At 63.5% G+C, this 17,790-nt stretch carries 20 protein-coding genes; 6 read left to right on the top strand and 14 right to left on the bottom strand.

Translation table 11 applies throughout. The annotated features are described in order from the left end of the window. Positions 1-57 precede the first annotated feature (57 nt). Positions 58-276 (bottom strand): hypothetical protein, encoded by a 219-nt coding sequence (locus B5V03_RS05755; protein ID WP_129268311.1) that lies wholly within the window; start codon positions 274-276, stop codon positions 58-60. Between the two features lie 120 nt (positions 277-396). After that, positions 397-1,845, bottom strand: coding sequence for a TAXI family TRAP transporter solute-binding subunit (locus B5V03_RS05750; RefSeq protein ID WP_129268310.1), 1,449 nt, complete (start codon positions 1,843-1,845; stop codon positions 397-399). A 404-nt stretch (positions 1,846-2,249) separates the two neighbouring features. On the opposite strand from B5V03_RS05750, the gene B5V03_RS05745 reads away from it, so the two are divergent. Together B5V03_RS05745 and B5V03_RS05735 are read left to right on the top strand one after the other, a co-directional pair. Further along, positions 2,250-2,597, top strand: a complete 348-nt coding sequence (locus tag B5V03_RS05745) for a DUF3307 domain-containing protein (RefSeq protein WP_050994376.1) — start codon at positions 2,250-2,252, stop codon at positions 2,595-2,597. A gap of 269 nt (positions 2,598-2,866) precedes the next feature. Further along, complete coding sequence (locus B5V03_RS05735) at positions 2,867-3,265, top strand: hypothetical protein (protein ID WP_129268307.1); 399 nt, start codon at positions 2,867-2,869, stop codon at positions 3,263-3,265. On the opposite strand, the gene B5V03_RS05730 is transcribed toward B5V03_RS05735, so the two are convergent. Beyond that, a complete protein-coding gene (locus tag B5V03_RS05730; RefSeq protein ID WP_164987807.1) occupies positions 3,262-3,585 on the bottom strand; it encodes a YkgJ family cysteine cluster protein in 324 nt (107 codons plus the stop codon). The two genes, B5V03_RS05735 and B5V03_RS05730, sit on opposite strands and share 4 nt — an antisense overlap. A gap of 2 nt (positions 3,586-3,587) precedes the next feature. After that, positions 3,588-4,286 carry a helix-turn-helix transcriptional regulator gene (locus tag B5V03_RS05725; protein WP_129268305.1) on the bottom strand — a complete coding sequence of 233 codons (699 nt, stop codon included), beginning with the start codon at positions 4,284-4,286 and terminating at the stop codon, positions 3,588-3,590. Between the two features lie 112 nt (positions 4,287-4,398). Here B5V03_RS05725 and B5V03_RS05720 point away from each other — a divergent pair, with 112 nt between their 5' ends. Together B5V03_RS05720 and B5V03_RS05715 are read left to right on the top strand one after the other, a co-directional pair. Then, positions 4,399-4,659: a hypothetical protein gene (locus B5V03_RS05720; protein ID WP_129268304.1), complete on the top strand. Its 261-nt coding sequence runs from the start codon at positions 4,399-4,401 to the stop codon at positions 4,657-4,659. A 35-nt stretch (positions 4,660-4,694) separates the two neighbouring features. Then, on the top strand, positions 4,695-5,423 hold the full coding sequence (locus B5V03_RS05715) for a glutathione S-transferase family protein (RefSeq protein ID WP_129268303.1): 729 nt from the start codon (positions 4,695-4,697) through the stop codon (positions 5,421-5,423). Between the two features lie 76 nt (positions 5,424-5,499). Here B5V03_RS05715 and B5V03_RS05710 read toward each other — a convergent pair whose 3' ends face one another. The 9 genes from B5V03_RS05710 to B5V03_RS05670 form a co-directional block, all read right to left on the bottom strand. Next, positions 5,500-6,651 (bottom strand): ABC transporter substrate-binding protein, encoded by a 1,152-nt coding sequence (locus B5V03_RS05710; RefSeq protein ID WP_129268302.1) that lies wholly within the window; start codon positions 6,649-6,651, stop codon positions 5,500-5,502. A gap of 93 nt (positions 6,652-6,744) precedes the next feature. Continuing rightward, the gene (locus B5V03_RS05705) at positions 6,745-7,164 is read right to left on the bottom strand and encodes an acyl-CoA thioesterase (protein WP_129268301.1); all 420 of its coding nucleotides are present in this window, start codon (positions 7,162-7,164) and stop codon (positions 6,745-6,747) included. Positions 7,165-7,174: 10 nt separating this feature from the next. Beyond that, positions 7,175-7,936, bottom strand: coding sequence for an SDR family NAD(P)-dependent oxidoreductase (locus B5V03_RS05700; RefSeq protein ID WP_129268300.1), 762 nt, complete (start codon positions 7,934-7,936; stop codon positions 7,175-7,177). Positions 7,937-7,961: 25 nt separating this feature from the next. Then, positions 7,962-9,845, bottom strand: a complete 1,884-nt coding sequence (locus B5V03_RS05695) for a feruloyl-CoA synthase (RefSeq protein ID WP_129268299.1) — start codon at positions 9,843-9,845, stop codon at positions 7,962-7,964. Further along, positions 9,842-10,651, bottom strand: coding sequence for a crotonase/enoyl-CoA hydratase family protein (locus B5V03_RS05690; protein WP_129268298.1), 810 nt, complete (start codon positions 10,649-10,651; stop codon positions 9,842-9,844). Before B5V03_RS05690 ends, B5V03_RS05695 begins: the two co-directional genes overlap by 4 nt. Positions 10,652-10,917: 266 nt before the next feature. Next, the gene (locus B5V03_RS05685) at positions 10,918-11,379 is read right to left on the bottom strand and encodes a DUF3237 domain-containing protein (RefSeq protein ID WP_129268297.1); all 462 of its coding nucleotides are present in this window, start codon (positions 11,377-11,379) and stop codon (positions 10,918-10,920) included. 12 nt (positions 11,380-11,391) lie between these two features. Then, entirely contained in the window at positions 11,392-12,711 is a 1,320-nt protein-coding gene (locus B5V03_RS05680) for a TRAP transporter large permease (RefSeq protein ID WP_129268296.1), read from the bottom strand. 2 nt (positions 12,712-12,713) lie between these two features. Further along, a complete protein-coding gene (locus tag B5V03_RS05675; protein ID WP_129268295.1) occupies positions 12,714-13,223 on the bottom strand; it encodes a TRAP transporter small permease in 510 nt (169 codons plus the stop codon). A gap of 287 nt (positions 13,224-13,510) precedes the next feature. Continuing rightward, positions 13,511-14,527, bottom strand: coding sequence for a TRAP transporter substrate-binding protein (locus tag B5V03_RS05670; RefSeq protein ID WP_129268294.1), 1,017 nt, complete (start codon positions 14,525-14,527; stop codon positions 13,511-13,513). A 252-nt stretch (positions 14,528-14,779) separates the two neighbouring features. On the opposite strand from B5V03_RS05670, the gene pobA reads away from it, so the two are divergent. Both pobA and B5V03_RS05660 read left to right on the top strand, forming a co-directional pair. Continuing rightward, entirely contained in the window at positions 14,780-15,949 is a 1,170-nt protein-coding gene (gene pobA / locus B5V03_RS05665) for a 4-hydroxybenzoate 3-monooxygenase (RefSeq protein ID WP_129268293.1), read from the top strand. Positions 15,950-16,266: 317 nt separating this feature from the next. Continuing rightward, the gene (locus tag B5V03_RS05660; RefSeq protein WP_129268292.1) at positions 16,267-16,686 is read left to right on the top strand and encodes a PaaI family thioesterase; all 420 of its coding nucleotides are present in this window, start codon (positions 16,267-16,269) and stop codon (positions 16,684-16,686) included. 151 nt (positions 16,687-16,837) lie between these two features. Here the strand turns inward: B5V03_RS05660 and B5V03_RS05655 are convergent, their stop codons facing one another. Beyond that, on the bottom strand, positions 16,838-17,722 hold the full coding sequence (locus tag B5V03_RS05655; RefSeq protein WP_129268291.1) for a LysR family transcriptional regulator: 885 nt from the start codon (positions 17,720-17,722) through the stop codon (positions 16,838-16,840). Between the last annotated feature and the right edge of the window lie 68 nt (positions 17,723-17,790).

Below are 17,790 nucleotides of genomic sequence, written 5' to 3'. Positions count from 1 at the left end.
CAAAATGCCTGCCCGGGCCGAGGCCGTCAACGATGGGCGTAGCCCGCCCGCGAGCCGTTACCTGAAATGCGGCGGCTCGTCGTAGCCGCGACGGCTGCTGAAGAATAGCAGCATCATCAAGCCGACGCCGACAAGAACGGACAATCCGGCCCCCAGCGCCAGCGCCACATAGCCCTCCGTCGGGATCGGCTCGCCTTCGACCGCCATCGCGGAATAAGCGAAATAGCCAACCGCCGCCAGCATTCCCAGCAGGAAGATGATGAGGAGTGCACGCATGGCGCGGTCTCCGGTTGTATTCGGGAGGCAACGGTTGCAGATGAGGGACGGTTCCCGAATTCGGCCTGGTCGCTTGCGGAAATACCGGCAAGCGCCGCCGCAAGACCTCAAATCGATAGGTCAGGCACTCTGAGCTGTCTTCACCACCACGACATTGCTCTCGTCATGCTGGGGCGGGGCCGTATCCTGGGCGACCTTGTCGGCATCGGCGCAATGGCGTTTGAGATAGTCACGGCGCATGCCGATCTCGTCGCGCACGAACTCGTAGCCGAGCTTGAAAGTGTCGAGCCCGTCGGTACTGATCGTACCGTCCCGCAAGCCGATGACGGCGCCGCGCAAAATGCCCTCCAGCTCGTCCTGGAGACATTCGAGCTGGTCCAGCGAATGGGCGTGCTCGATGCGTTCGCCGACGTCGAGGACGGCGGTAGAAAGCTCGCCAGCTTTCTCCGGCGCGATCCTTGTGATCTTGGCGTAGATCGCCGCGAAGATCGAGCCGATGACGCTGAGCGCGGCGGCGCCCAGATACATCAGGTCGCTGTACTTATCCATGAACGACTTGGTGTCGTCGTTGATGTAGTCGGCGGCGCCCTGATGCGCCATCACGTAGGCGTCCTTCTCGACGGAGGCCGGCTCGATCCTGCTGGCAAAGCCGCTGTCGAGACCGAGCGCGGATTTGTTCTCGTAGACGGTGCGCGCCAGCTCGCCCGCGGTCGCCGCCGACATCTTCGATTGCGTCACCAGCAACCATTCGAGCCCGATCGTGTCGAGATCGTCGTCGGGAATTTCCGGCGATGCGGACAGCGTGCCCGCCGTCAGCGTCTCGCTGGAAATGCCGGGGATCTTGCGCGCCAGCGCCTTCGCCTCGTCAATCGCATTCAGCGTGAAGCCGCCACGTTTGGCGACCTGCTCATAGCCTTTGTCCCGCACTGCCTTCGAGGCGTGAACGACAGCGATCACCGCGCCAAAGCCGCTGGCCGGCGCAAACAGCTTGTCGAGCGTTGCGCCCTGCGGCGCCATCTGGACCATCTTCGCGGCATCAGGCCCGTCGGGAACGTCGAGGATGCTGCGCACGAAGGCGAGCGAGGATTCGCTCTCGGCGAGGACGGCGACCTTCTTCTTCTTGAGCTCGGCGAGTGACTTGATCTTCTTGTTGCCGGGACCGAGCAGGAGCACGAGATCGTGCTCGAGGATCGCGAGCGTGCGCGCCCGCAGCGGCACCTTGGCGTCGGTGCGCAGCACGGTGAGGTCGGCCTGCTTGCGGTCGAACTGCGCGAGCGCCTTGGCGTTGTCTCCGTTGTTGACGATCTTGATCCGGAAGCGCGAGGCATTGTTCTTGAGCAGCGCGGCGAGCTTGGCGGCGAACAGCGCCTCGTCGCTGTTGGGCGTGCCGACGGCAAAGGTCAGCGTCTCCGAATTGTGCAGCCAGGTGCGGCCGCCCCAGACGGTGGCAAGCGACAACAGAAGGGTCAGCACGACGTACAGAAAGACCTGCTGCTGATTGGTCTTGATCACCTTGGGGCGCCGGGATGGCGGCTCGATCGGCGATGAATTGGGGCCTTCAGTACTCATGGCAGCACTCTGGCCTTATGCCGGGGGTGGCGGACGGCTCGCGAATGTGATCGCTGTGCGCGCCCTGTAATTCGTAAACGCCTGAAAAAAGAACGATATTCTCTGCCGTCAAGGATACCGCGACGGTCATGGAAAGCAAATTTCGAGCCGAAAATAACCTTACTCAACTCGACCGCGTCGTTTGGCCATCCTATCACCAGTTAGCCACAGTTGGCGATTTTCCGGTTCCCCCCGGCTGCATTCCGTCGCGGGAGATGTCATAAATCGGAGGCCCGGCGATTTGACCGGTCCAAGAAGAAGTTGCGCTGAACGCTCCAATTTTTCTTGTCACGTCAATGAGGGCGTCAGTTTTGTCGTTTCCACCCATGTCATCGGCGATTCCGGTCGAAGCGCTCATTGGCTGGATGTTGCTGCTCACCTTCAAGCACATCATCGCCGATTTCGTTCTTCAGACCGCCTGGATGGCGCAGGGTAAGGATCAGAAGCACGGCTGGGCCCTGCCGCTTCTGGTGCACTGCCTGATTCACCTTGCGGTTGCGCTGCCGCTGATCCTGATCGTCGCGCCGAAATTCTGGTTCGTGGCGTTCATCGATTTCGTGATTCACATCACTATCGATCGCGCCAAGGGACTGGTCTCGGCCAATTTCGGTGTCGACCTCGCCCATCCCTGGTTCTGGACCCTGATCGGTGTCGACCAGGCGCTGCACCATCTCACCGGCTTCGGCCTGTCGATCTTCATGGCGGCCAACTGAGGCGCCAGCCTCGGCGCCAGGCAATCCTTCAACCGCACAAAAGGTCGTCATGCCCGGGCTTGTCCCGGGCATCCACGTTCTTCGTGCCTCATGGCCAGACGTGGATGGCCGGGACAAGCCCGGGCATGACGCCGCGGAGGCTTTTGCGCGTTCCCCCCGCGCTCCGATTCGCGACTCACGCGCAAGGACTCCGGGTGACTACCGCCCCGGGTGGTTAACCTTTCATTAGAGAATTGCGCTGCATCTTCCCTACACGAGGGAGAACTGCAATGTTTTCAAGCCGTGACGCCTTTGAAAGCGATTTCTGCCCGGTCCAGGACGAACTCCTTGGCGAGATGTATCGCGCCAGCGAGAGCGGCCTGCCGAGGTTGGTTGAGAGTGTTTCCCCTGACGCGCGCGCCAGGTTGGCGCTGTTTTGCTATCGCCGCAGTCATCTGCATTCGCTGGCGGTTGCGATCGCAGGCAGCTGTAACGAGCGCGACCTGATCGAGAATGGTGGCCGTGTCGGCTCGACGCTCTACGCGCTGTCGCGCGAGGGCTCGGCCAAATCGTCGCCGTCGCTGTCGGGGAGCCGCAAGCCGATCACGCTGTCGACCAAGCCGCTCTCGGTGCTCGCACCGCTGGACGACGAGATCGACGACGAGATCAGCGAAGCCGTTCCAGCCTAAGCGCTCGCAAGAACCGGCAGTCCAAATTTTCGCCGCGCCATCGCGCATTCGGCGTCGCCCGGCATGCAGGTGCGGCAAACTTCCGGCCGCACTTCATAGATACCGCAGGCGGTCTGCTTGCCGATCTCTCCCTGCAACGCCGAACAGCGATCGCCTTCGCAGCGCATGCCGGATTGGCGCGCATTGACGAGATCCTCCGGGATCGCAGCAAGCTCCTCGTCGCTCTCGATCGAGAAGCGCGGCCAGTTCTCCGAATAGCCGCAGCAGGCGCCGCAGCTCTGGCAGCAAGTCGAGAGATCGATGGTGGATGTCTCATCCATCGTCATGTGTCCTTTGGCGGGCCCCAGACCAAGCTCTGCCGCCATCTCGCGCGCAGCACGTCGCGCCTTTCAGGATATCTCTCGTCGAGATAGGTCGCTTCCACCACGCGGTCGGTGCGGAAGCTGCGGAAGTCGCCGCGCAGCTCGCACCAGGCTGCGAGCAGGCGCACCGCTTCAAGATAGCCGACCGAGATCGGCCAGATCATGCGCTCGCTGGGGCGGCCCTGCTCGTCACGATAGCGCAGCATGATCTTCTTGCCTTCGTGGATATGGGTGCGCGTACGCGCCATGTCGAGTCGGTCAGGCTCCCTGTTCCAGCTTGGTCGCGCGCGGCTTGCGGGCTCCAGCACGAAGGGACGCAAGCGCTCAGGCACGGTGTCGGCGATCTTGGCCATCAGGTCTTCGGCCGCGCGCGCCAGCGCGGAATCGGCATGGCCCGCGACCCATTGCGCGCCCAGCACCGCCGCCTCGATCTCGTCGGGTGTCAGCATCAGGGGCGGCAGGTCAAAACCCTTTTCCAGGATGTAGCCCATGCCGGCTTCGCCGCGGATCGGCACGCGCTGACCCATCAGCGTTGCGATGTCGCGATAGATGGTGCGCTTCGATGTCTCGAGCTCGGCCGCGATCGCGTCCGCCGTCAGCGGTTTTCGCGTGCGCCTCAGCACCTGGATGATCTGAAACAGCCGGTCGGCGCGTCTCATGACAATTCTCTTCTCGGGGGCGGGTCAGGAAACAGCGTGTTGATGCTGACAGGATGTTGGCAGCAGGGGAGTTCTATACCGGGACAACACATCGACTGAAGGGGATTTGTCCATGATCATTCCAACCCATTTCGGCCCGGCCGCTCCGCTGTGGCGGACACAGCTGTGGTCCACCTGGGCGTTCGGCCGCCTCGTTTCGCTCGATCTCATGGCCGTCGACCTCCGGTTTGCGCTCGCAAGCGTGGTGGCGCGCTCGTTGACCCAGGCCGCGGACGCGCTGGTCCGCCATGTGATGGGCCGCGCCTGGCGGGGGGCGCGTTTCGCAGAAGATATCACGGCTGCTGCCACCATGGTGGCAGCAGCCGGCAGATAGGTTCCGTCAACTTTCGCAGGTTCAGGAGAGCTCGCATGATCACGCTTTACGGCTTTGGCACCGGCTTCGGCCTGCCGGAAATCAGCCCCTTCGTCACCAAGACGGAGGTGCAGCTCAAGATGGCAGGACTGCCCTACCGGAAAGAGCGTGCGATGCCGCCCGCTTCGCCCAAGGGACAATTGCCGTTCATCGACGATGGCGGCGAGGCGGTGGCCGATTCCACCTTCATCCGCGCACATATCGAGCGCCGCTATGGCTTCGATTTTGACGCCGGCCTGTCTTTACAAGAACGCGCGCAGGCCTGGGCGTTCGAGCGCATGATCGAGCATCACGTTTATTTTGCGCTGGTCGGGGCACGCTGGGTCGATCCGGTCAATTTCGCCAAGGGGCCTGCGCATTTCTTCGACGGCGCGCCGGAGCACACCCGCGAAAAACTGCGCGAGGACGCGCAATTCCGCGTCGCCGAGAACTATCTGCTGTCCGGCCTCGGCCGCCACGCGCCCGATGACGACGTCGATCTCGCGGTGCGCTCGCTGTTCGCGCTGTCGGTGCAGCTCGGCGACAAGGCATATCTGATGGGCAACAAGCCCTGCGGCGTCGATGCCACCGCCTTCGGCGCGCTCGCGGGAATCCTGACGCCGTTCTTCGAATCGGCCTTACGCCAGCGGGCCGAGGGATTTGCGAATCTCACCTCTTATGTCGACCGCATGATGGACAATTATTATCCGGAGTTTTCCTGGACCCCGCTGCGGCAGGCGGCCTGAGGCTTCACACGGATCGCATAAGAAAAAGAGCCGGCCCATCAGGCCGGCTCTCGTCGTCTCGAAACTTTCGCCGCGCCTACTTCACCAGCGTGTACTTGCCGTTCTTCACCGTGAGCAGGATGCGCGAGCGGTCGTCCAGGCCGTAGCGGTCCTTTTCGGTGAAATTGTAGACACCCTGGCTTGCGGCGATTTCCCGCTCCGACAGCAGCGCCTGGCGGATCGCTTCGCGGAATTCCGGCGTGCCGGGTTTTGCGGTTTTCAGCGCCGTCGGGATGACGCGCTTCAGGATCTCGAACGCGTCGTAGGAATGGCCGGCGAACTGGCTGCGGCTGTTCGGACCGTACTTGCCCTCATAGGCGGTGTTGAGCGCGAGGCCGGGTTTCTTGGTGGCGGCTTCGTCCGGCTGATCCTCCGGGTCCATCACCGGGCCCGAGGCCATCAGGACGCCTTCCGCGGCCTTACCGGCGATGCGGATGAAGTCCATGCTGGCAGCACCGTGGGTCTGGTAGATCAGGCCCTGGTAGCCGCGCTCGCGCAGCTCGGTCTGTGGCAGCGCGGCCGCGGTGCCGGAGGCGCCGACCAGGATTGCGTCGGGATTGGCGGCGACGAGCTTCAGGACCTGTCCGGTGACCGACGTGTCGGGCCGCGCGAACCGTTCTTCGTCCGCAAGGGTCATGCCCATCGGTACGCCCTGGGCCTTGAAGTCGTTGAACCAGAGGTCGCCGTACGAGTCGGAATAGCCGATATAGCCGACCGTCTTCACGCCCTTCGACTTCATGTGCTCGTAGAGCACCTTGCCCATGATCGGAATCGGCTGCGGCATCGCCACCGACCACTTCATGCGTTCCGGGGTGATCGGGAACGGCGCCAGGCCGAAATGCGGAATGCCGGCTTCGTTGGCGACGTTGGAGACCGCGATCGTCGGCGGCGTCAGCGCCGAGCCCATGATGATGTCGGCCTTGGATTCGGTCACGAAGCGGCGGGCGTTGGTGGTTGCCGTGGTAGGATCGCCGCCGTCGTCGAGCACGATCACCTTCAGCGGCACGCCGCCGATTTCCTTCGGCACGAACTCCAGCGCGTTGCGCTCGGGAATGCCGAGGGCTGCGCCCGGACCGGTCGTGGTGGTGGTGATGCCGATGGTGATCTCGGCGGTCTGGGCCAGCGCAGGCAGCGCCGGCAGGGCAAGCGTCGCCGCAGTGATGGCGGCGGTCAGGTAAAAGCTTTTCATCTATTATTCCTCCCTTGACGTGTTTCTTTGAAAGCAGAAATCGGGGGGTAATTCAGCCCCCTCTTTTGGCGATGCGGCGATTTAGCTCCGGACTTAACTCCCCGTGAATTTGGCTACCATTTCCGCAGGAAACGGTGCCGATTTCAGTTTGTCGGGGTTAACAGGGTCGCGGCCGACCAGGACGCGGGTCTCGAAACCTTCGATGGCGAGATCCTCGCCCTTGTAGACGTTGTGCTTCACCTCAAAACTCGAGCGCTTGATGCTCTCGATCTTGGTCTCGATGGTGATCCAGTCGCCATAGGTCGAGGGGATGTAGAATTTTGACCGGGTGTCGACCATGGGGATGCCCACCAGGCCGTATTTTTTGACCAGATCCTGCTTCGAGAACCCGGCGACCTCGAACAGGGTCGACGTCGAATCGTCGAACATCGCGAAATAACGCGGGTAGTAGACGATGTTGGCGGGGTCGCAATCGCCCCACTGGATCTGGACGTCGCGCCGGTTCACGAACATGTGTCGTGCCCTATTTCGGCGCCATGCGCAGCGAGCCGTCAAGGCGGACCACTTCGCCGTTCAGGTAGGAATTCTCGACCATGTGCAGCGCGAGTGCGGCGAATTCATCCGCGTGGCCGAGCCGGCGCGGGAACGGGATCGCGGCGGCGAGCGAGTCCTGGGCCTCCTGCGGCAGGTTCGCGAGCAGCGGCGTGAGGAACAGGCCGGGCGCAATCGTCAGCACGCGGACGCCGAACTGCGCGAGCTCGCGCGCGATCGGCAAGGTCATGCCGACGATGCCGCCCTTCGAGGCCGAATAGGCCGACTGGCCGATCTGGCCGTCATAGGCGGCAACGGACGCCGTGTTGATGATGACGCCGCGCTCGCCGGTCGCCTGCGGCTCCAGCTTGGACATCTCGGTTGCGGCGAGGCGCAGCATGTTGAAGGTGCCGATGAGGTTGACCTTGATCACCTTGTCGAAATCGGCGAGCGCCATCGGGCCGTCGCGGCCGACCACGCGCTTGGCAACGCCAATGCCGGCGCAGTTGACCAGCACGCGCGGCGCGCCATGGGCCTTGGTTGCCTGTGCGATCGCAGCTTCGGCGGAGGCCGCATCTGACACGTCGCAGGTGATTGCGACGCCCTTGATCTCGGCGGCGACGGTTTCGGCGAGCTTGGCATTGAGATCGCACACCGCGACCCTGGCGCCCTGCGCCGCCAGTTTTCGCGCGGTCGCAGCGCCCAGTCCCGATGCGCCGCCGGTGACGATGGCTGCCTGATCCTTCAACAACATGGCGTTCTCCTGGTACGATGATTTCTTAAGCGACCGATATCACACGGTCCGACGGATTGGCAGCGTAGAGCTCCTCGATCAGCTCACCGCGATGCTCCAGCACCGCACGCTGGTTGATCGAGCCCTTGTCGGTGACCTCACCCTTGTCGATCGACAGCGGCGTATCCAGCAGGATCGCGCGGGTGATCCGCGTCGAGGATCCCGTGGCCGAAGCAAGAAACTGCGTCAGGCGCTCGCGAAAAGCTTCGCGGACCAGCCGGTCGCGGGCGGTGACGGTGAGGTTGTCGGCCGGCAGCGTCGGGTTGATCAGCCGGCAGCCGTCGAGATCGAGCAGCACCAGCGCGGAGACCTCGTCGCGGTTGATGCCGGCGATGACGACGTCGCGCACCAGCGGCGCGCAGGCCGCAACGAAGCGCGCGCGCAAGGGACCAACGCTGACCCAGGTGCCGCTGCCGAGCTTGAAGTCCTCGCTGACGCGGCCGTCGAAATCGAAACCGGCGTTGAGATCGTCGGGATCGGCGGGCTTGAGCGCATCGCCCATCATGTAAAATCCTTCCTCGTCGAAGGATTTTGCGGTGATCTCGGGCTGACGCCAGTAGCCGGGCATCACGTTCGGGCCCTTGGCGCGCACTTCCATCTTGCCGTTGTTCGGCACGAGCTTGGCGACGTTGCCGGACACCGGCAATCCGACATGGCCGGAGCGGCTGGTGCGCGGATTGACCGACATGAAGAACGGCGCGGTCTCGGTCGCGCCAAGGCCGGTCAGCATCGGCACGCGATAACCCTTCTCCTTCACCGCGAGCTCGTCGAGGCTGTCCCAGACGAAGGGCGAGAGCGCCGCGCCCGAGAAGAACATCGCATGCAGCCGGTCGAAGAATTTTGCGCGCAGGCCCTGGTCGTCGCGCAGATAGGGCAGCAGCGACTCGTAGCCCTTGGGGACGTTGAAATAGACCGTCGGCGAAATCTCCTGGAGATTGCGCACGGTCTCCTCGATGCCGCCGGGCATCGGCTTGCCGGCGTCCAGATACATCGAGCCGCCATTGTAGAGCGTCAGCCCGATATTGTGGTTGCCGCCAAAAGTGTGGTTCCACGGCAGCCAGTCGATGATGACGGGCGGCTCGTCCTTGAGGAAGGCGAGCGTTTCGCGCAGCATGACCTGGTTGGCGCAGATCATGCGCTGGGTGTTGATGACGGCCTTGGGATTGCCGGTCGAGCCTGATGTCAGCAGGAATTTTGCGATCGTATCCGGGCCGATCTTGCCGTGCATCGCGTCGAGATCGCTGTGGATCGGCGTCGCCATGAGGTCGGCGAGCAAGGTGACGTCGCGGCCCGGCACATGGCCATAGGACGCAGCGATCTCGGTGCCGAGCGAGACGTTTGTGGCGAGCGCATCCGCAAACTTGTCGGCATCCTCAGCGAAGACGAGGCCCGGCGTCAGCAGCTTCATCAGGTAGGACAGCTTGCCGTAATCCTTCGACACCAGCGAATAGGCCGGCGACACCGGGCAGAACGGAACGCCGGCATAGAATGCGCCGAAGGCCAGCAGCGCATGGTCGATCGAATTGCCGGAGAGGATGACGACGGGCCGTTCGGCGGAGAGCCCGCGCTGGATCAGGCTTGAGGCAATATGCCGGCTCGCGGTGAGCAACTCGGCATAGGTAATCTTGCGCCAGCCGCGGCCGCCTTCGCGCTGCGCCATGAAGACGCGATCAGGCGTCGTCGTCGCCCAATGATGCAAACGGTCGGTGATGCGGACGGGATAATCGCCGAGCGACTGCTTTGGCCGCAGGTAGATCGTGCCGTCGTCGCGACGATCGATGTCGACGACGGGATCGCCGAACGAAATGGGCCGCAGCGGGGAAGTGCTCGCGCCGCGCTCCATGCTGGAAGAGGACGGCTGCGCGCTCATGATTTCGGCTTCACCTTGGCGGTCTTGTGCTCGAGGAATTCGCGGATCCGGCGTTTTGCCTCCTTGTCGCTCTGGGCGACGGTGGCCATCAGCGATTCCATCAGCAGGCCGGTTTGCGGATTGGCCTCCGCGATCATCGGCAGCGCCTGAATCACGGCGAAATTCGTCAGCGGCGCGTTGGAGGCGACCTTGGTGGCAAGCTCCAGCGCCTTGCCGAGCCCGTTGCCGGTCTCAGTCACGTATTGCGCAAAGCCGTAGGAGGCGCCTTCGGTCGCGGTATAGACGCGCCCCGTCAGCATCATGTCCATCATCCTGGCAACGCCGATCAGCCGCGGCAGCCGCACCGAGCCGCCGCCGCCGACGAAGATACCGCGCTGCCCCTCCGGCAGCGCAAAATAGGTCGAGGGCTCGGCGACGCGAATGTGGGCGGCGCAGGCTAGCTCGAGTCCGCCGCCGATCACGGCACCCTTCAGTGCCGCGATCACAGGCACGCGGCTGTACTGGATGCGGTCGAACACCCGGTGCCACATCTGGGAATGGAGCAGACCGCCGGTGGCGTCGTGGTCCTGCAGCTCGGAGAGGTCGAGGCCGCTGGAGAAATGATCGCCGATACCGTGGATGACCACCGCGCCGATATCCTCCGGCAGGGACGTAAAGCACTCCCCGATTTCGAGGATGATGCCGTCATTGAGCGCATTGCGCTTGGCCGGCCGGTTCAGGCCTACGGTCAGAACCCGGTCCGCTCGCTCGATCCTCAACAGCCCGGAGGCGCCCGCGTCAGCGGTCTCGGCGTTTCCCTGTGTCATTTGCGTCCTTATCAGAATAGTTATGTTGTATAACGAATTCTGCGGGAGTCAAGGAGGGGGCGGCTTGGGACTGCATGTGGCGCTCCATATTCGATGTCGTCCCGGCGGAGGCCGGGACCCATACCGCGGAATCCATCAATTGTGGGCGGTCTGAGTACCGAACGACGCGTTTTCGCCAAACCACTCCCTGTGGTTATGGGTCCCGGCCTCCGCCGGGACGACGAGCGGAGATTGAGGCACGGCTAGAACGCGGACCGCTCAAGCCCTCACACCACCTGATGCACGTCGATCACCACGCGATCCGCATGCCGTGCGGCGGAGCCGACAAAAATGTGCTCCATCAGCCAGCGGTACTTCTCATGCCCCGTCTCGAATTTCGGCACGGTACGGAAATAGATCAGCTTGGGATCGACCGGCTCGCCGCGCTTGAGCTTTTGCAGCAGCTCGACCGGGCCGAAGCGCATGCCCTTGTTCTCGACATAGATGATCGCGCCGTCGTCGGTCTCGAAGGCGTATTTGGCTTCGAGATCGATCAGCTCGTTGGGCCGGATAGTCTGGAAGTCGGCGCCGAACGGCAGCACACGGCCGGTGATCGCGCCTGTCACTTCGCCGCCGATGATCGGAATGATGCGGCGGACGCCGATGCCGGTTTCGCCGGCGGTGACGACGTCGCCGATTTTCGCAGTGATGGTGAAGACGTATTTCGTCCCGAGCATCGGTGCGGTCATCGCTTTCCCTCTCTAATGCGCCATCATCCGCGTCGGCAGCCAGGTCGCCAGCAGCGGGAAGGCGATCAGGATCACCAGGCGCACGAGATCGGTCGCCACGAACGGGATCACGCCCTTGAAAATCGTGGAGAAGGACACATCCTTCACCACGCTTTTGATGACAAAGACGTTCATCCCCACCGGTGGATGAATCAGGCCGAGCTCGACGGTCATCACGATGATGACGCCGAACCAGATCGGGTCAAAACCAAGATGGGTGATGACGGGGAAGATGATCGGCACGGTCAGGATGATCATCGCCATGGCGTCCATCAGGCAGCCGAGCACGAGATACATCACCATGATCAGCGCCAGAACGCCGTAGGGGCCGAGGCCGAGGCCGGTCAAAAATTCCGTCACCTTTTGCGGCGTCTGCGTCACCGTGAGGAAGTAGCCGAAAATCAAAGCGCCGATCAGCACAGTGAACACGGCTGCCGCGGTGCGCGTCGCCTGGAGCAGCGAGGCCAGAATCTTCTCGCGGTCGAGGCGGCCCGTGACCACGCCGATGATGAAGGCGCCGGCCGCGCCGACGCCGCCGGCTTCGGTCGGTGTGAAACGCGGCAGGAAGGGCAGGCCGTAGAGGCCGCCGATCACGAAGACGAACAGCAGCACCGGCGCCCAGATCTCCTTCAGCCCGGCGAAGCGCTCGCGCCACGGCAGCACTTTGCCCTTGGGCAGGAAGTCGGGGCGGAAATAGCCGATCAGGAAGATCGTGATCATGTACATGGTCATCGCCAGCAGGCCCGGAATGATGCCGGCGATGAAGAGTTTTCCGATGTCCTGCTCGGTGATGATGCCGTAGACCGCGAGCACGGTGGAGGGCGGCAGCATGGCGCCCAGCGTTCCGCCTGCCGCGATCACGCCCGTGGCAAACGATTGCGGATAGCCGAAGCGGCGCATCTCGGGATAAGCGACGGCGGAGAAGGTCGCGGCGGTCGCAACCGACGAGCCGCAAATCGCGGCAAAGCCGCCGCAGGCGCCGACGGTGGCGATGCCGAGCCCGCCGCGCAGATGCCCGACGAAACCGTTGGCGGCGCGGAACAGCTCGCGGCTCATGCCGGAATTGCTGACGAAGGAGCCCATCAGCAAAAACATCGGGATGACGCCGAAGGTGTAGTCGGTGACCGTGCGCATCGAGGTCTGGCCGACCAGCTTCAGCGCTGCCGTCCCGTTGACGAGATAGGCGAAGCCGGACACGCCGACGAGGCCCATCGCCATGCCGACGGGCACGCGCAGCAGCATCAACGCAAACAGGGAAACGAAGCCGATTAAGGCGACGGCATCGGTGCTCATGATTACTCCGTCGCCTTCAATTTGGGATCGTGCATGTCTTCGGGATGGAAGATCAGGCGGTAGGTGCGGATCGCGATCAGCAGCACGGCCGAGGCGTCACCGACCCAGGCGACCGCGAAGAACGGCCAGGTCGGCATGTGCATGTCGAAGGTGTGGACGTTGTCGTTGTAGGTGCCGCGCACCTTGTCGAACAGCGTCCAGGTCTGCACGGTCACGACGAACAGCAGCACCAGCGTTGCGAACACGTCGATCCAGCGCTGGTAGCGCGGCCCGACATTGCCCCAGACCAGGTCGACCGTGATGTGGGTGCCGCGATAGGAGGTCGCCGCAATGCCCCAGAAGATGAGGATGCCGAGCAGCATGCGGCCGATATCGAACGAGTCGGGGATCGCGTAGTTCAGCGTGTTGCGCAGCAGCACCGACAGGAAGATGTCGAGCGCGACGATGCCGACAAAGCCGGCCGCGATCCATTCGATCGTATCGATGATGCGGTCCATCCAGGAGCGCTTCATGGGAGTTTCCTGTGTGATGTCATTCTCGCTCTCGACCCGGCGGCGGCCCTTCGCCTCTCCCCGCGTGCGGGGAGAGGCCGGAATTTGCGCGTAGCGCGGATTCCGGGTGAGGGGGACTCTCCGCGAGTCCAACTGCCACCGCCCCGCGGAGATTCCCCCTCACCCCAACCCTCTCCCCGCAGGCGGGGAGACGGAGAGGACGCGCCATGCGCCCCTCACCGTTCAACCCGCTCGCAGGAGCACGGCGGCGAGATGCCCCTCGCCGCCGCGCTCCTTTCGACGCAAGGCTACTCCGCCAGCGCGTTGTACTTCTTCAGCGACGCCTTCAGGTCCGCCAGCGCCGCATCCGGATCAGCGCCCGCCTTCTTGGCGCCGTCGCCCCAGGTCTTGACCAGCGGTTCGGCGGCTTTCTTCCAGGCGGCGGTTTGCTCGGGCGTCAGCTTGTACACCTCGTGGTCCGACTCCGCCTTCACCTTGTCGACGCCGGCGTCCTCGAACTTGCCCCAGTGTTCGCCGACCACGCCCGCCATCTCGATCGAGCAGTTCTTGTCGATCGCGGCCTTCTGCTTGTCGGACATCGCGTTGTACTTGTCCTTGTTCATTACGAACACGAAGGTCGTGGTGTAGAGCGGCGCCTCCATGTCGTACTTGGTCACCTTGTCGATGCCGAACAGCACCAGGGAGCCCCAGGGGAAGGTGACGCCGTCGGCAACGCCGCGCTCGATGATGTCGCGCACTTCCGGCGCCGAGGACTGCACATTGGTGCCGCCGAGAGAGGTGACGAAATTCGCCATGGTCGCGTGGGCGGGGCGGATCTTCAGGCCCTTCACGTCCTCCGGCATCACGATCTTCTTGGTCTTGGAATGGAACGAGGAGGGCGAGTGGACGAAGGCGAGGCAGTATTTGACGTCCTTCATCTCCTTCTCGGCATATTTGCGATACCAGGCGTCCAGGCCCATCGATCCGCCCTTGGCATCCGAGATCAGGAACGGCAGTTCGCCGGCGCCGATGATCGGGAAGCGGCCGGGCTGGTAGCCGGGATTGACATAGGTGACGTCGGCGATGCCGTCGCGCGCCATATCGTAATGGTCGAAAGCCTTGCCGAGCTGCTGGGCCGGAAACACCTTGCCAGTGATGGTGCCGCCGGAATCCTTGTTCACCGCGGCCACCCAGTCTTCCAGGGATTTCTGCAGCGGGTGCGACGCCGGCACCCAGTGCGAGACCTTCAGGTCGACGGGCTTGTCCTGCGCAAATGCAGGCGTCACGCTTGCTGCCAGCAGCAAAGCCAGACAGGCTTTTCTCATCACGCGTCTCTCCCTCTTTGTGACTGCGGGCTTCGATGGCCCGGTCTCGTTAATTAACATGTTATCTATTTGGCCGGCGGGTTCAAGCCGGAACTGGCGCGACATCTACGTCAGCCATGTTGCATGGATTTGTCGCAATGCGGCGACGCGCGCTCCCCTTTTGCCCAACCGTTATATGATATAATTATCGTGCGCGGGCGATCGCGACAAGCGAGCCGCGACGAAAGCCTACAGGATCGGGAGGAGCAAGTATTGCGGACAAAAGTCGCAATCATCGGGGCCGGGCCGGCCGGATTGTTGCTTGGGCAACTTCTGCACCAGTACGGCATCGACAATCTCATCCTCGAGCGGCAGAGCCCGGATTACGTGCTCGGGCGCATCCGCGCAGGCCTTCTGGAGGAAGGAACGGTCGCGTTGCTCGACCAGATCGGCGCCGGCGCGCGGGCGCATGCCGAAGGTCTGGTGCATGAGGGCATCGAGCTCGCCTTTGCCGGCCGCCGTCATCGCATCGACATGAAGGCTGCGACCGGCAAGACGGTGATGATCTACGGCCAGACCGAGGTCACGCTCGACCTGATGAATGCGCGCAAGGCCGCCGGCCTGACCACGGTCTATGAAGCAAAGGACGTGCAGCCGCATGATTTCGATGGCAGTCACCCGCGCGTAACCTATAGCAAGGATGGCGTCACCCACACGATCGATTGCGACTTCATCGCCGGCTGCGACGGCTTTCACGGCGTCAGCCGCGCCAGCGTTCCGCCCTCGGCGATCGAGGAGTTCGAGCGGGTCTATCCATTCGGCTGGCTCGGTATTTTGTCGGAGACGCCACCGGTCAGCCATGAGCTGATCTATTCCAACCACGCCCGCGGTTTTGCGCTCTGCACCATGCGCTCGATGAAGCGCAGCCGGCATTACGTCCAATGCTCGCTCGACGACCATGTCGACCAGTGGCCGGACGATCGCTTCTGGGACGAGCTGAAAAGCCGTCTCGATCAGCAGGCAGCGGATAGCCTCATCACCGGCCCCTCGATCGAGAAGAGCATCGCGCCCCTGCGGAGCTTCGTCGCCGAGCCGATGCGCTTCGGCAAAATGTTTTTGTGCGGCGACGCCGCCCACATCGTGCCGCCGACCGGCGCCAAGGGCCTGAACCTCGCGGCCAGCGATGCACATTATTTGTCGAGCGCGCTCCGCGAATTCTACGACGAGAAATCCAATGCCGGCATCGATGCCTATTCCGCCAAGGCGCTGGCGCGCGTCTGGAAAGCCGTGCGCTTCTCCTGGTGGATGACCTCGATGCTGCACAAATTCCCCGACAACGGCACGATCGGTGCGCGCATCCAGGTCGCCGAGCTCGATTACGTCACGCAGTCCCAGGCCGCGATGACGTCGCTGTCGGAGAATTACGTGGGGCTGCCGTTTTAGGGCGGCGAAGACGGTGCCGTAGGGTGGGAAAAGGCGCGAAGCGCCATGCCCACGTCTTCCGACAATTGCGAAGCTCGTGGGCACGCTTCGCTTTGCCCACCCTACGGAACTGCGTTTCAACAAAGACTGTCATGCCCCGCGAAGGCGGGGCATCCAGTACGCCGCGGCCTCTCGATTCAACACTCCGGCCTCTGGTGGCGTGGCGACGGCGCCGCCCGTTTCAAACACCCCCGCAAATCTCGTTTAAAACTTTGTAGGCGGTGAAACCGTCATCGACGTGGCGTTCAATGCCGGCAACGCAGCAACGCGAGATACCCATGATCTCCACGGACATCCCCGCCGGCTTCGAGCCGCTCTTCCGCAAGAGTCCTCTCACCGAGCCCTGGGAGCCGCTCTACTCCAGGAACACCGACAAGGCCGTCATCATCGGCCTGCGGCTGGCAAGGCCGCACACCAACGGCCGCGGCCTGATCCATGGCGGCCTCATCACCGCACTCGCCGACAACGCCATGGGCTATAGCTGCGCCCTGATGACGGACTGGAAAACGTCCTTCGTGACGGTGTCGCTCACGATCGATTTCGTCGGCTCCGCCGAAATCGGCCAGTGGTTGGCGATCGAGAGCGACGTGATCAAGACCGGCAAGACGATCTGCTTCGCGCAGAGCCTCGCAAAGGCCGATGATGTCGTGATCGCGCGGGCAAGCGGGACGTTCCGCGTGGTGCCGAAGAAGGGGTGAGCCCCACTCTCTCCGTGCCCCGGACGCGGTGCGGCGCGAAGTGCCGCTCCGCAGAGCCGGGGCCCATCCATCAGCAATCACCCTAAGGCCTTCTGGGTCCCGGCTCTGCGCAGCAGCGTTTCACGCCGCAGCGCGTCCGGGACACGAGAACTCACCCAAACTTCCACTCCGCCGTCTCCACCACGAGATCGATGAACGTGCGCACCTTGGCCGAGAGCAGGCGCGAGGTCGGGTAGACGATGTGGATCGGCAGCGTCGGATGCTCGTACTTCGCCAGCACGATTTTCAGCCGCCCGCGCCTCAAGCCCTCGGCGGCCTGATAGGCCAGCACGCGCGTCACGCCGCCGCCGGCTTCGGCATATTGCAGGGCGGCGTCGGCGCTGTTGCTGGTGAAGCGTGGCGTCGGCGTCCCCTCGATGTCGCGGCCGTCCTGCACGAAGTGCCAGCTCGCGGATGGGCCGAACGCGATGGTCTCGTGCGCGAGCAATTCCTCCGGCGTCTTCGGCTCGCCGTGACGCTTCAAATAGCCTGGCGTCGCCACCGTGATCCGCCGCATTTCACCGACCTGGCGCGCGACGAGTGAGGAGTCGGCGAGATGTCCAATGCGGACGGCGGCGTCGATGGCGTCCTCGACCAGGTTAACGAGGTTATCCGAGAGCCTGAGCTCGCCGGAGACCTCGGAGTAGCGCTTGAGATACTCGGTCATGACCGGTCCGACATGCAGCCGTCCAAAACCGACCGGTGCCGACACCACCAGACGTCCGCTCGGCCGGTTGCGTTCCTCCCGCGCAAAACCGTCGGCCTCCTCGACATCGGCGAGGATGCGCCGCGCCCGCTCCAGATAGCGTGTGCCGACATCCGTCAGCCTCACCTGCCTTGTGGTCCGCTGCAGCAGCCGTGCGCCGAGATGCTCCTCCAGCGCCGCGATCAGCCGCGTCACCGCCGAAGGCGACAGCCGTAGTTTTCGTGCCGCCGGCGCAAAGCCGCGCAGATCGGCGACGGTGACGAAGACGTGCATGGCTTCAAAGCGGTCCATGGCATTATTGCATATATTGCAACGATGAAGTGTCAAGAAGCTCGATTGTTTTAGACGACGAAAGGTCC

The sequence above is a fragment of the Bradyrhizobium betae genome (assembly GCF_004123905.1).
GTDB classification, from domain to species: domain Bacteria; phylum Pseudomonadota; class Alphaproteobacteria; order Rhizobiales; family Xanthobacteraceae; genus Bradyrhizobium; species Bradyrhizobium betae_A.
The sequence above is the reverse complement of the archived record's forward strand: the minus strand, read 5'-3'. Positions and strand labels throughout refer to the sequence as shown.